General features: G+C 63.2%; 13 protein-coding genes. 6 read left to right on the forward strand and 7 right to left on the reverse strand.

Translation table 11 applies throughout. The features are described 5' to 3' along the window. Positions 1 to 7: 7 nt before the first annotated feature. Both B4E36_RS09105 and B4E36_RS09110 read left to right on the forward strand, forming a co-directional pair. Entirely contained in the window at positions 8 to 2,209 is a 2,202-nt protein-coding gene (locus B4E36_RS09105; protein ID WP_292057955.1) for an anthranilate synthase, read from the forward strand. 163 nt (positions 2,210 to 2,372) lie between these two features. After that, entirely contained in the window at positions 2,373 to 3,287 is a 915-nt protein-coding gene (locus tag B4E36_RS09110) for a cation diffusion facilitator family transporter (protein ID WP_292057952.1), read from the forward strand. A gap of 52 nt (positions 3,288 to 3,339) precedes the next feature. Here B4E36_RS09110 and B4E36_RS09115 read toward each other — a convergent pair whose 3' ends face one another. Continuing rightward, the gene (locus B4E36_RS09115) at positions 3,340 to 4,380 is read right to left on the reverse strand and encodes an aldo/keto reductase (protein ID WP_292057950.1); all 1,041 of its coding nucleotides are present in this window, start codon (positions 4,378 to 4,380) and stop codon (positions 3,340 to 3,342) included. A gap of 264 nt (positions 4,381 to 4,644) precedes the next feature. Between B4E36_RS09115 and B4E36_RS09120 the strand changes: the two genes are divergently transcribed. Further along, positions 4,645 to 5,226: an ATP-dependent Clp protease proteolytic subunit gene (locus tag B4E36_RS09120; protein WP_292057948.1), complete on the forward strand. Its 582-nt coding sequence runs from the start codon at positions 4,645 to 4,647 to the stop codon at positions 5,224 to 5,226. An 83-nt stretch (positions 5,227 to 5,309) separates the two neighbouring features. Here the strand turns inward: B4E36_RS09120 and B4E36_RS09125 are convergent, their stop codons facing one another. After that, on the reverse strand, positions 5,310 to 5,681 hold the full coding sequence (locus tag B4E36_RS09125; protein WP_292057947.1) for a winged helix-turn-helix transcriptional regulator: 372 nt from the start codon (positions 5,679 to 5,681) through the stop codon (positions 5,310 to 5,312). Between the two features lie 54 nt (positions 5,682 to 5,735). Here B4E36_RS09125 and B4E36_RS09130 point away from each other — a divergent pair, with 54 nt between their 5' ends. From B4E36_RS09130 to B4E36_RS09140, 3 genes are all read left to right on the forward strand, one after another. Continuing rightward, on the forward strand, positions 5,736 to 6,056 hold the full coding sequence (locus tag B4E36_RS09130) for a nuclear transport factor 2 family protein (RefSeq protein WP_292057945.1): 321 nt from the start codon (positions 5,736 to 5,738) through the stop codon (positions 6,054 to 6,056). After that, positions 6,056 to 6,823, forward strand: coding sequence for an SDR family oxidoreductase (locus B4E36_RS09135; RefSeq protein ID WP_292057943.1), 768 nt, complete (start codon positions 6,056 to 6,058; stop codon positions 6,821 to 6,823). The genes B4E36_RS09130 and B4E36_RS09135 overlap by 1 nt, the downstream gene beginning before the upstream one ends. Positions 6,824 to 6,989: 166 nt before the next feature. Further along, positions 6,990 to 7,538 (forward strand): BA14K family protein, encoded by a 549-nt coding sequence (locus tag B4E36_RS09140; RefSeq protein ID WP_292057941.1) that lies wholly within the window; start codon positions 6,990 to 6,992, stop codon positions 7,536 to 7,538. 48 nt (positions 7,539 to 7,586) lie between these two features. On the opposite strand, the gene B4E36_RS09145 is transcribed toward B4E36_RS09140, so the two are convergent. The 5 genes from B4E36_RS09145 to B4E36_RS09165 form a co-directional block, all read right to left on the reverse strand. Then, positions 7,587 to 8,843, reverse strand: coding sequence for a class I SAM-dependent RNA methyltransferase (locus tag B4E36_RS09145; protein ID WP_292057940.1), 1,257 nt, complete (start codon positions 8,841 to 8,843; stop codon positions 7,587 to 7,589). Positions 8,844 to 8,849: 6 nt separating this feature from the next. Next, positions 8,850 to 9,617 (reverse strand): TlyA family RNA methyltransferase, encoded by a 768-nt coding sequence (locus B4E36_RS09150; RefSeq protein WP_292057938.1) that lies wholly within the window; start codon positions 9,615 to 9,617, stop codon positions 8,850 to 8,852. Positions 9,618 to 9,721: 104 nt separating this feature from the next. Further along, a complete protein-coding gene (gene dxs, locus B4E36_RS09155) occupies positions 9,722 to 11,641 on the reverse strand; it encodes a 1-deoxy-D-xylulose-5-phosphate synthase (protein WP_345900263.1) in 1,920 nt (639 codons plus the stop codon). A 149-nt stretch (positions 11,642 to 11,790) separates the two neighbouring features. Beyond that, the gene (locus B4E36_RS09160) at positions 11,791 to 12,720 is read right to left on the reverse strand and encodes a pirin family protein (protein ID WP_345900264.1); all 930 of its coding nucleotides are present in this window, start codon (positions 12,718 to 12,720) and stop codon (positions 11,791 to 11,793) included. A gap of 34 nt (positions 12,721 to 12,754) precedes the next feature. After that, positions 12,755 to 13,009, reverse strand: coding sequence for an exodeoxyribonuclease VII small subunit (locus B4E36_RS09165; RefSeq protein ID WP_018065432.1), 255 nt, complete (start codon positions 13,007 to 13,009; stop codon positions 12,755 to 12,757). Positions 13,010 to 13,260: the final 251 nt, after the last annotated feature.

The raw sequence follows: 13,260 nt of genomic DNA on the forward strand, positions 1-13,260 counted from the left end.
AAGGAATATGAGCCTTCATGAGCGGCCCGATGGCGGCGAGAGCTATCAGACCAGAGGCGGCGTGGAGATCACGCGGACGCGGCGTTTCGTGCCCTATGACGATGCGATATCGAGCTATATCGAGCGTCTGGATTCGCGCCGCGGGGCGGTGCTTTCCTCCAACTACGAATATCCGGGCCGCTATACCCGCTGGGACACCGCCGTGATCGATCCGCCGATGGCGATCTCATGCAATGGCCGCAATGTCTGGCTCGAGGCCTTCAATGGCCGGGGCGAGGCGCTGCTCGAACTGATACTGCCGGCGCTGGAAGCCCTCGACGCCGTCACAATCCTTTCCCGCGAGGCCCGCCGCATCGATCTCAAGGTCGCCGAGCCCGACCGCCAGTTCACCGAGGAGGAGCGCTCCAAGGCCCCGACCGTCTTCACTGTGCTTCGGGCGATCACCGACCTGTTCTTCTCCGAGGAGGATGCCAGCCTCGGCCTTTACGGCGCGTTCGGCTATGACCTCGCCTTCCAGTTCGACGCGGTTCCGCTGAAGCTTGAACGTCCGGCCGACCAGCGCGACATGGTGCTCTATCTGCCTGACGAGGTGCTGATGGTCGACAACCACGCCGCCAAGGCCTGGATCGACCGCTATGATTTCGAAAAGGACGGCATCGCGACCGAGGGCAGGGACGGGACGATCGAGCCCGATCCGTTCCGTCCCTCTAACAGCGTTCCGCCGAAAGGCGATCACCACAAGGGCGAATATGCCGAACTCGTCACCCGCGCCAAGGAGAGCTTCGTGCGCGGCGACCTGTTCGAGGTGGTACCCGGCCAGCAGTTCATGGAACGCTGCGCCAGCAAACCATCGGCGATCTCCAAGCGGCTGAAGGCCACCAATCCCTCGCCCTATTCCTTCTTCATCAATCTCGGCAATCAGGAATATCTGATTGGTGCTTCCCCGGAAATGTTCGTGCGGGTCACCGGCCGCCGGGTCGAGACCTGCCCGATCTCCGGTACCATCAAGCGCGGCGAGGACCCGATCGCCGACAGCCAGCAGATATTGAAACTGCTCAATTCGCAGAAGGACGAATCGGAGCTCACCATGTGCTCCGATGTCGACCGCAACGACAAGAGCCGCGTCTGCGAACCGGGCTCGGTCAAGGTCATCGGCCGGCGCCAGATCGAGATGTATTCGCGCCTGATCCACACCGTCGACCATATCGAGGGTCGGCTGCGGGCCGATATGGATGCATTCGATGCGTTTCTGAGTCACGCCTGGGCGGTCACCGTCACCGGCGCGCCGAAGCTCTGGGCGATGCGCTTCATCGAAAACAACGAGAAGAGCCCGCGCGCCTGGTATGGCGGCGCGATCGGCATGGTCGGCTTCAACGGCGACATGAACACCGGGCTGACGCTGCGCACGATCCGGGTCAAGCAGGGCGTGGCCGAGGTGCGCGCCGGAGCGACGCTGCTTTATGATTCCGATCCTCATGAGGAAGAAGCGGAGACCGAATTGAAGGCTTCAGCCATGCTGGCCGCGATCCGTGAGGCGGATGCGCAAACCCGCGCCCCCGCCGTGCGCGCCGTCGAAAAGGTCGGCAAGGGCCTGAAAATCCTGCTGGTCGATCACGAGGACAGCTTCGTCCACACGCTCGCCAATTATTTCCGCCAGACCGGGGCGGAGGTCGCGACCGTGCGGTCCCCCGTGGCCGACGAGACGTTCGACCGCGTCGCGCCCGATCTCGTGGTGCTTTCGCCCGGTCCCGGTATGCCGAAGGATTTCGATTGCAAGGCGACGATCAAAAAGGCGCGCGAGCGCGGCCTGCCGATATTCGGCGTGTGCCTCGGACTTCAGGCGCTGGCGGAAGCCTATGGCGGCACGCTCAGGCAGTTGGCGGTGCCGATGCATGGCAAGCCGTCGCGCATCCGCATTCTCGAGCATGGTCGGCTTTTCGATGGCCTGCCCAACGAGATCACCGTCGGTCGCTATCATTCGATCTTCGCCGATGCGGTGGCGCTGCCGACCGAGTTCGCGATTTCGGCCGAGACCGATGACGGCATCGTCATGGGCATAGAACATGTCAGCGAGCCGGTCGCCGCCGTCCAGTTCCATCCCGAATCGATCATGACGCTCGGCGGCGATGCCGGCATGCGCATCATCGAGAATGTCGTCGGCAAGCTCGTCGGCCATGCCGATGTTTCAGGCAGGAAAGCTGTCGGCTGAGGCTTGCGAACGGGGGCGTGATTGAGTAGCAATGCGAGGCGGGCCTTCTCCGGCCCGCTTTGCATTTGACCTTGGTGGTCTCGGAAAAAGTCTGCAATTTCACATCGTCATCGAGGAAGCCGCCCGGTTTCCCGAACGATCGTGAACGCTATGGGAGCGCGCAATGAGCACAGGCCATGCCCATGGACAAAGCATGCCCCGCAAGCTTGCCATCGCCACCATCCCGCTCTCGCTCCTGGTGCTCGCGATCAAGCTTGCCGCCTGGCATCTGACCGGCTCGGTCGCCCTTCTGTCGGATGCGCTGGAATCGATCGTCAACGTCGTCGCCTCGGTCGCGGCCCTCGTCGCCATCATCTACGCCTCCAAGCCCGCCGATCACGATCACCAGTTCGGGCACCACAAGGCGGAATATATCTCGGCCGTCATCGAGGGCGTCGCGATCGTCGTGGCGGCGCTGCTGATCTTCAAGGAAGCGGCGGGCGAACTGCTTCACCCCACAATGCCGACCGATATCTATATCGGCCTCGGCGTCAATGTTGTCGCAAGCCTGATCAACGGCGTCTGGGCCTATGTGCTGATCCGCGCCGGGCGCGCGGCGCGTTCGCCGGCGCTGGTCGCCGATGGCAAGCATATCCGCACGGACGTCGTGACCTCGATCGGCGTCGTGATCGGGCTCGGGCTGGCGCTCGCCACCGGCTATCCGATCTTCGATCCGCTGCTCGCGCTCGCGGTCGGCGCGCACATTCTCTATGCGGGCTGGGGGCTGATCAAGGAATCGCTCGGCGGGCTGATGGATACGGCGCTCACCCAGGAAGAATCCGAAATGATCCGTCAGGCGATCATGGACAACGCCGCCGGTTCTTCCGGCGTTCACGACCTGCGCACCCGCAGGGCGGGCTCGGCGGCCTTCATCGATTTCCATCTGGTGGTGAGCGAGGACATGCCGGTGGGCGAAGCCCATGACATTTGCGACCGGCTGGAGGCGGCGATCAAGAAGGCGATCCCCGGCGCCTCGCTTGCCATTCATGTCGAGCCGGAAGGTGTAAAGCCGCACGGGGTGAGGGTGCGGCTTTCATGATGCCCGGTTCTATTCTGGGGCGGCCTTTCGGCGGCCGCCCCGCACGCTGAGACTATTTCAGCGAACGCGGCTCGGTCTTCACCTCGTTGCCGGACTGACGCTCCAGCATCCAGCCCGGATATTCGCGCGGCAGCGCCGAGACGGTGTTGAGGCGTTCCATCTCCTCGGCGGTGAATTCCACCGCGGTCGAGGCGATGTTGTCCTCAAGCTGTTCCCTGCGCTTGGCGCCGACGATGACGCTGGTGACGGCCGTCTGGTGCAGCAGCCAGGCAAGCGCGATCTGCGCCACCGAAACGCCCTTGGCGTTCGCGATCTCGCGCATCACGTCGATCGTCGCGAAGCCGCGTTCCTTGTCGACGGGCGGGAAGTCGAAGGCGACGCGGCGGCCTTCGCCATCTGTCTGGTTGTTGCGGTCATACTTGCCCGACAGGAAACCGCCGGCCAGCGGCGACCAGACCATCAGCCCCACGCCTTCCGATTTCAGCATCGGCACGATCTCGCGCTCGAGGTCGCGGCCGGCAATCGTGTAATAGGCCTGCAGCGACTGGAACGAGGCGAGGCCCTTGCGTTCGGAGATACCGAGCGCCTTGGCGATCTGCCATGCCGCCCAGTTGGAAACGCCGATATAGCGGACATGGCCGTGGCGGACGAGCGTGTCGAGCGCCTCCAGCGTTTCCTCGATCGGCGTGGTGTTGTCGAAACCGTGGAGCTGGTAGAGGTCTATATGGTCGGTCTGCAGCCGGGCGAGGCTCTTCTTGACCTGCTCCATGATGTGATAGCGCGACGAGCCCCGGCTGTTCGGCCCTTCGCCCATGCCGCCGAAGACCTTGGTGGCAATGACGATTTCGTCGCGGGGAACGTTCAGGGTCTTCAGCGCCTGGCCGGTGATTTCCTCCGACAGGCCTTCGGAATAGACATTGGCGGTATCGAGAAAATTGATGCCGGCGTCGAGGGCGGCGGAGACGAGTTCTTCGGAGGCCTTCTGGTCGAGTTGGCCGATGGCTGTCCAGAAGCCTTTGCCGCCGAAGGTCATGGTGCCGAGGCAGAGTTCGGACACCTTGAGGCCGGAATTTCCAAGTCGATTGTAACGCAAGGGAGTGTCCTTTCGCGTATGCAGAGTGCCGCGAATGAGTGCGCGATGCTCGTCATGCGGCAGAATGGTTCAATGATGATTGGATTTTGACAATGATAGCGTGGCCGTCGCCGGTCACCCTTTTCATCTGGGGTCGCCGAGGCCATTTTTCAAGAGCCGTCGCCGAATACGGGCTTCATCGCGGCGTTTGAAGGCGGGGTCATTGTATTGCCGGTTCATTGGCATTAAGTCGGGAAGGAACAATCCTGATTCCCGGAGTTGCAGATGAACGACGAAGAAGACGACAAGAAGACCGAAATGCCCCTGGGCAAGGAAGCCGAAGCCAATCTGTTCAAGTCGCGGTCGATCTTCATTTACGGCCCGATCACCCAGGAACTGGCGCAGCGGGTCTGCTCGCAGCTTGTCGCGATGGCGGCGGTTTCCGACGAGGATATCCGCGTCTTCGTGAATTCGCCGGGCGGGCATGTGGAATCGGGCGATTCGATCCACGACCTGGTCAAGTTCATCAAGCCGAGGGTGATCATGATCGGCTCGGGCTGGGTCGCCTCCGCCGGCGCGCTGATCTATGCCGCCGCTCCGAAAGAAGATCGCATCTGCCTGCCGAACACCCGCTTTTTGCTGCACCAGCCCTCCGGCGGCACCCGCGGCCCGGCCTCCGATATCGAAATCCAGGCTCGTGAGATCATCAAGATGAACGAGCGGCTGATCAAGATCTTCTCGAAGGCCACCGGCCAGTCCGAGGAAAAGATCGCCAAGGATATCGACCGCGATTACTGGCTTTCGGCAGAGGAAGCGATCGAATACGGCCTGGTCTCGCGCATCGTGACGAGCCAGAACGAACTCTGAGCATTTTGCCAGTGATGACAATAGAGCGGGCCCGCATTTGACCGAAATGCGGGCCCGCTTTTTTTGTGCTGACGCCGCTTGTCCTATTCAGCCAGCGTCTCGGGTTTCTGCTCCGCCCACGTCAGAAGCGCGTCGAGCGCCGGACAGAGCGCCTGTCCCCAGTCGGTGAGGCGATATTCCACCTTGGGCGGCACCTCCGGGTAAACGACCCGGCGCACGATGCCATCATTCTCCAGCGCGCGAAGCTGCTGGATCAGCATTTTCTGCGAGATGTCCGGGATCGCCCGTTCCAGCTCCGAAAACCGCATCACCCTGCCGCCGAACAGGTGGAACAGGATCACCAGTTTCCATCGTCCCTCCAGAAAGCGCAGCGCCGTCTCCACGCCTTCGGCGGCGGTCTGGCTCGTATACTTACTTATAGGTTCGTACCCCACTTTTTCGTCCGTACTTGTCATTTTTTCAGATTAGCCCACATTTTGCCGGTCCGCAACGAAACCAAGGAGACCATCATGCGCGATTTACCCAAGGCGATTGCCACCTATCTGGCTACCGATCCCGGCGATACCGATACGGTCGCCCACTGCTTCACGGAAGATGCCACTGTGCGTGACGAGGGCAAGACCCATACGGGACGGGCCGCGATCGGCGCATGGCGGGCGAAGACCGCGACGGAATATCAATACACCAGCACGCCGATTGCCGCCAGAAGCGAAGACGGCAAGCTCATCGTCACCGCCCATGTCGAAGGCAATTTCCCGGGCAGCCCGGTCGATCTGGACTATGCCTTTACCCTCAGGAATGACCTCATCCATACGCTGGAGATCAGCTGATGGGCGTTTTCGAGGGAAAGCGCGCGCTCGTCACCGGCGGAACGCGCGGCCTTGGCGCGGCGGTGGTCGCTCATCTGGCCGCGCGCGGCGCTGATGTGGTGACGACGGCCCGGTCGAAGCCGGAGGACGAGCCGGAAGGCGTCGCGTTTATCGCGGCCGATATCGCCACTGCCGAGGGCTGTGCGAGGGTGGCCGCCGAGACCATACGCCTTCTCGGCGGCCTCGATATCATCGTGCATGTCGCCGGCGGTTCGTCGGCGCCGGGCGGCGGTTTCGCCGCGCTGACCGACGACATCTGGAGAAGCGAAATCGACCTGAACCTGATGCCCGCGGTGCGGCTCGACCGGCAGCTTGCCTCGCAACTCAGCCAGGGCGGCGTCATCGTGCACGTCACCTCGATCCAGCGACAACTGCCGCTGCCGGAATCGACCACGGCCTATGCCAGCGCCAAGGCCGCGCTTTCGACCTACAGCAAGAGCCTGTCGAAGGAATTGGCGCCCAAGGGTGTCCGGGTCGTCCGGGTATCACCGGGCTGGATCGAGACCGAGGCCTCGGTGGCGCTCGCCGAACGCATCGCCGAAAGTTCCGGCACGGACTACGAGGGCGCGAAGGCGATCATCATGAACGCGCTGGGCGGCATTCCGCTCGGCCGTCCGGCCAAACCCGAGGAGGTCGCCGACGTTATCGGTTTTCTCGCCTCTCCGGCAGCCTCGGCGGTCACAGGCGTCGAATACGTCGTGGATGGCGGCACGGTGCCCACGGTCTGACACGAGGCCTGCCGGCGCATTTTTTTGAACCTCCTGCATATTTCGCGCGTTTAGAGAAACCTAAACAAGCCGTTAATCCTGAGTTCAGGTGACAGGATTTATGGTCGTCACATAGCGTACGAGGCCAATCCGGGCTTCGGCTTTAAAGAAAGAACGGGAGATGCAGATGTTAGATCGGGCAAAGAAATTGGTGGCCGCAGCGCTCGCCTCGATTGTCGTGGCGACAAGCGCCATCCCTGCTCAGTCCATGCCGATTTCCGTAAATCCGGCCGGCGCGGATGCACGAATCGAACGCGTCGATGGTCGGAACTGGAACGGTAACCGGGGCGACCGCAATTGGGATCGCCGTCATGGCTATGATCGCCGACCCGGCTATGATCGTCGCCATCAGGCCTATAATGGCAGGGGCGGCTACTATAACGGCAACCGCTACGACCGCTATCCGCCGGGCTACCGCCCGCCGCGCCCGGGTCCGGACTACCGCTGGGACAATAACGACAATGCCTGGGTTCCGCTCGCGGTCCTTGGCGCCGGCGCGTTGATCATCGGCGGCGCGATCGCGGCGGGAAACAACAACCGTCCGCAGCAGACCAACGGGCTGAACCCCAAGCATTATGCCTGGTGCGAGAACCGTTATCGTTCCTACCGCACTTACGATAACACCTTCCAGCCCTATAACGGGCCGCGCCAGCAGTGCCTGTCGCCCTACTACTGAGTGCGGGTGATGGCGTGATTTCGAACCCCGGCGGTTTCCGCCGGGGTTTTATTTTGCCCGGCTGAGAAGCGCGATCGCTTCCACATGATGGGACCAGAGGAACTGGTCGATCGGAATGACCCGCTCGATCCGGTAGCCGCCATCCACGAGAAACCGGAGATCCCGGGCAAGGGTGGCGGGGTTGCATGAAACTGCGGCGATCTTCGAGACTTTCGAGCGGGCCAGTTCCTCGGCCTGTTCGCCCGCGCCGGCGCGCGGCGGGTCGAACACCGCGCCGTCGAAGCCCGCCAGTTCGCGTGCAAGCAAAGGGCGACGGAAGAGGTCGCGCCGTTCGCTCGTCACCGTCTTCAGCCCCTGGCGGTTGCGCACCGCGATATCGAGCGCGGTGAGCGCCTTCGCGTCGAACTCGACGGCGTGAACCTTCGATCTCGCGGCCAGCCTCAAGGCAAATGTGCCGAATCCGCTGAAGAGATCGGCGACATGTTTGGCGCTTTTCAGATGCGTTGCCACCAGCCCCGCCATCACCTCCTCGGCCTCTCGCGTCGCCTGGGCGAAACCGGAGGGCTGCGGGTTGACCGTGGTTCCGGCGATATTGAGGGCAGGGCGGACCGGTTCGACGATAATCTCGTCCTCATAGGTCAGGCGGGCGATGCCCTTTAACGCCATCACCGCGCGGGTTGCCGCCTGCCGTCGCTTTTCCGATGGCGGCTTGAGGCCCGAGAAACTGATGTCGAGGCCGGTCTCGGTTTCCAGGACGGCGATCCGGAACGGGTCGCTTTCGCTTGCCAGAATGCCGGCCAGAAGGCGCAGGGCCGGCAGCCGCGAAAACAACGCCGGCGACAGCACCGGACATTCCTCGATCTCGACGATGTGATGGCTTTCCGGGCTCGAAAAGCCGAGCACGATTCCGGCCTCGGTCTTGCGCGCCGAAAACGTCGCGCGGCGGCGCTGGCCGGGGGCCGCGGTAACCAGCGGCTCGACGGGACAGTCGAAGCCATGGGCGGAAAGCGCGTCAATCACCACCTGGCGCTTGAAGGCGTGGTAGTGTTCGGGAGAGAGATGCTGGAGCGAACATCCCCCGCAGGTGCCGTTCTTGCCGTCCGGCCCGAAATGCCGACAGGCGGGCTCGACGCGCTCGGCCGCAGGCTCCAGAAGCGCGAGCATCGCGCCTGAGGATTTCTGCCGGGCAATCGTGATGCGCTCTCCGGGCAGGACGAACGGCACGAAGACCGGGCCCGCGGGCGTTTGTGCTACGCCATCGCCCTTCGCGCCCAGCTTTTCAATGGTCACGGTTTCGGCCGCCATGGGATTTTATTCCTCTTTTATGCCGGGTTTGCGCCCGGCGAGCAGAAATTCGCGATTGCCGTCGCCGCCCTCGATCGGGGAAGGGGCGATGCCGAGGCTTTGCCAGCCCATCTCTTCGGTGAGCCATTGCTCAAGCCGGGCGGCGATAACGGGGCCAAGCGCCGGGTCCTTCAGCAGGCCCTTCTTGCCGATATTGCCCTTGCCCGCCTCGAATTGCGGCTTCACCAGCAATATGCAGGTCGCGCCGAGCTCGGCAAGTTCAAGCGCGGGCGGCAGAGCGAGCCTCAGCGAGATGAAGGAGACATCGGAGACGATCCAGTCCACCGGCCTGCCTGCGATATCCGCGCGGCTGAGGTTGCGGGCGTTCAAACCCTCGATATTGGTGACGCGCGGATCGTCGGCGATCCGGCTTGCCATCTGGCCGTGGCCGACATCGATGGCGGTGACATGACGCGCGCCGCGCTCCAGCAGAACCTGCGTGAACCCGCCGGTCGAAGCGCCGATATCGAGCGCAAGCGCGCCTTCCGGCGACAATGCGAAATGATCGAGCGCCGCCGAAAGCTTCAGCGCGGCGCGGGAGACATAATGTTCGGCCGGGTCGTCAATCGCGATCACGGCATCCGGGCTTACCGTTGCGCCGGGCTTTGTTACCGTTTTGCCGTTGACCGACACCACGCCGCGCGCGATCGCGTCGCGGGCCCGCGAACGGGTCTCGAAACGGTTGAGCGCGACCAGCAACTGGTCGAGGCGCATCGGGGCAGCGGGAGTGGTCATGGCCGCTCCATGGACGCTTTTGGCGACCGGCGCAAGATAATCTCTTGAAACGACGCATCGTGCTTTCTGAAAATCGTAACCGATTTTCGGAAAGCACGATGCGCTCAGCCGACCGTGCCGGTCGAAACGCCGTGGCGGCCGAGCGCGCGGAACACGGTTTCCACGATGCCGTCGCGATCAAGGCCGGCCTTGGCATACATGTCCTCGGGCTTGGCCTGTTCCATCCAGATATCCGGCAGCACCATCTGGCGAACGCGCAGGCCATGATCGAGCAGGCCTTCATTGGCAAGGAACTGGACCACATGGGCCCCGAAACCGCCGACGGCCCCTTCCTCGATCGTCACCAGCACTTCGTGATGGGCGGCAAGCTGGCGGATCAGGTCGTGGTCGAGCGGCTTGGCGAAACGGGCGTCGGCGACCGTGGTCGAAAGGCCTGCGGCGTTCAGAACCGTCGCCGCCTCGCGACATTCCCCGAGCCTGGTGCCGAAGGACAAGAGCGCCACCTTCGAGCCCTCGGATATGATCCGGCCCTTGCCGATTTCGAGAATCTCGCCGCGCTCCGGCAGGACCACGCCGGTGCCTTCGCCGCGCGGGTAGCGGAACGAGATCGGACCCTCGTCATAGGCGGCGGCGGTGCGCACCATATGCATCAGCTCGGCCTCGTCGCCGGCAGCCATCACCACGAAGCCGGGCAGGGTGGCGAGATAGGTGGTGTCGAACGAGCCGGCATGGGTCGGTCCGTCGGCGCCGACGAAACCGGCGCGGTCGATCGGGAAGCGCACCGGCAGGCCCTGGATCGCGACATCGTGGACCACCTGGTCGTAGCCGCGCTGCAGGAAGGTCGAATAGAGCGCGCAGAACGGCTTGATGCCTTCGCTTGCAAGCCCTGCCGCAAAGGTCACCGCGTGCTGCTCGGCAATGCCGACATCGAAAATCCGGCTCGGATAGATTTCCTCGAATTTGTCGAGGCCGGTGCCGGAGGGCATGGCGGCGGTGATCGCCACCACATCCTTGTCGTTACGGGCTTCCTCGATCAGCGCCTTGGCGAAGACGGAGGTGTAGCTCGGGGCATTCGGCTTGGCTTTCGCCTGATGGCCGGTGACGACATCGAACCGGCTCACGGCATGGCACTTGTCGGCGGCGGCTTCGGCCGGCGCATAGCCCTTGCCCTTCTGGGTCACGACATGGATCAGCACCGGCCCACGGGCATTGTCGCGGGCATTGCGCAGCACCGGCAGGAGATGGTCGAAGGAATGGCCGTCGATCGGGCCGATATGGTAGAAGCCGAGCTCCTCGAACATGGTGCCGCCGGTGACATAGCCGCGGGCATGGCCGACGGCGCGCGAGATCGCGCTTTCGATCGACTTGCCGAGATAGGAGGTCAGCCGCTTGCCGAAATCGCGGACCTCGAGATAGGTCTTGCCGGAGGCAAGCCGCGCCAGATAGGCGCTCATCGCCCCGGTCGGCCGCGCAATCGACATGTCGTTGTCGTTCAGGATCACGATCTGACGCGCGCCGAGCGCACCGGCATTGTTGAGCGCCTCATAGGCCATGCCGGCCGACATCGCGCCGTCGCCGATGACGGAGATCACGTTGCGGGGATGATCCTGCAGCTTGGAGGCGACCGCCATGCCGAGACCGGCGGAAATCGAGGTGGAGGAGTGGCCGGCGCCGAAGGGGTCGTATTCGCTTTCTGCGCGGCGGGTGAAGCCGGAAATGCCGTTTTCCTGGCGCAGCGTCCCCATCCGCTCGCGTCGTCCGGTCAGGATCTTGTGGGGATAGCACTGGTGGCCGACATCAAAGATCAGCCGGTCATCGGGCGTGTTGAACACCTTGTGGATCGCGATCGTCAGCTCGACCACGCCGAGGCCCGCGCCAAGATGCCCGCCGGTGCGCGAGACGGATGAAATCATCTCAGCGCGGACTTCCTCGGCAAGCTGCGGGAGGTCGCGGTCGTGGATCTCGCGAAGGTCCTCGGGCAGCCTGATCCGGTCGAGAATGGAGGTTTTTGACGGTAGCGTCACTGTGGAGCCTCATACGTCCTGAAAGACGTTGTTCCTGCCTTAAGCATTTGCGGCACAAGCCGGAAATGCTGCATTTCCTTGTTTTCGCGCGCCAGGGACCGGAAAACCGGCAATCGCCTGAGCGCGTCCTAAATCGTTTCTAGCGAATTTCAGCGTTCGGGCAAAGGAACAAATTCCTTCTCGTCTCCCGGCACCAGTCCGAACCGGCCCTGCCGCCAGTCTTCCTTTGCCTGTTCTATCCGTTCCTTCGAGGAGGACACGAAATTCCACCAGATATGGCGCGGCTTTTCCAACGCCTCTCCGCCAAAAAGCATGAGGCGGCATCCGTGTTCCCCCGCTCCCTCGATTGTGATCGGGTCATTGGGGGCAAGCACCAGCAATTGCTCGGCATCAAACACGTCGCCGGCAACGCCCAACTGGCCTTCAAGGATATAGATCGCGCGTTCCTCATGCTCTGCCGGAAACGAGAGCCGGGCGCCGGGGCGCAGTGCGATATCGGCGAGCAGCGTATCGGTGTGGGTCTTCACATCGGCCTTCATCCCGCAGAAATGGCCGAGCACGAGGCGTCCGCTGACGCCGGTCTCCGAAATGGTCGGAAGCGCGTTCTTCTCGGTGTGGCCGAAGCTCGGATCAATCTCCTCGTCGCGTTCCGGAAGGGCGAGCCAGGTCTGGACGCCGGACAGCGCATGCGGACGCAGGCGCAGGTCGTCGGGCGTGCGCTCGGAGTGGACGATGCCGCGCCCCGCCGTCATCAGGTTGACGTCGCCGGGACGAATGACGGTGTGGTTGCCAAGCGTGTCACGATGGCCGATCTCGCCGGAGGTCAGATAGGTGACGGTCGAAAGCCCGATATGGGGGTGCGGCTTGACGTCGAGCGCCTCGCCATGACCGCCGAAACGGGCCGGGCCCATGCGGTCGAAAAAGATGAACGGGCCGACGAGCCGGCGCTTGATTGTCGGCAGCGCCCGGCGCACCTCGAAGCCGCCGATATCGCTGGTGCGCGGGATGATCAGCTGGGCAACGTCATTGCAGCTTTCGGCATCGCCGAATTCGGGGTCCTTGCCGGGAAAAAACGACATGTCCGATACTCCGGGCGCCGGTGTGCGCCGATTTCTATTGTGGGTCCAGCGGTTCCGTTCCCGCCGGCTTGCCATCGCGGTCAAGGCGGATCTTCTCGACCCGGGCCTCGGCCGCGCTCAGCAGCTTTTCGCAATGCTTCTTCAGGGCCTCGCCGCGTTCATAGATCTTGATGGATTCTTCCAGCGCGACGTCGCCGCGCTCCAGCCGCGCGACGATCGATTCGAGTTCCTCGACCGCACGCTCGAAGCTGAGGCCGGTCACATCGGTCGGTTTCGTTGCTTCCGTCATGGTCTGGCCTCTCCGATCATCGCGTTTTCGTTCCGGCAAGGTAATGCGCCCCGTCGCGATTGCAAGTCAAGCGGGGCGCTTGCTAACCATTATACCAAGGACCGATGATTAGGACCCATATGATGCGCGCTGGAATGGCCATCCGAGTAGGAAAATACCGCAGAGCGATGCCTGAGCATCGCGCGAGGATTTTGACGCTCTCGGGGGCCATTCCAGCCGCACCCTGAAAGGGCCGGGCGCTTTTGAAAGCC

The organism is Martelella sp. UBA3392 (assembly GCF_002358775.1).
GTDB classification, from domain to species: Bacteria; Pseudomonadota; Alphaproteobacteria; order Rhizobiales; family Rhizobiaceae; genus Martelella; species Martelella mediterranea.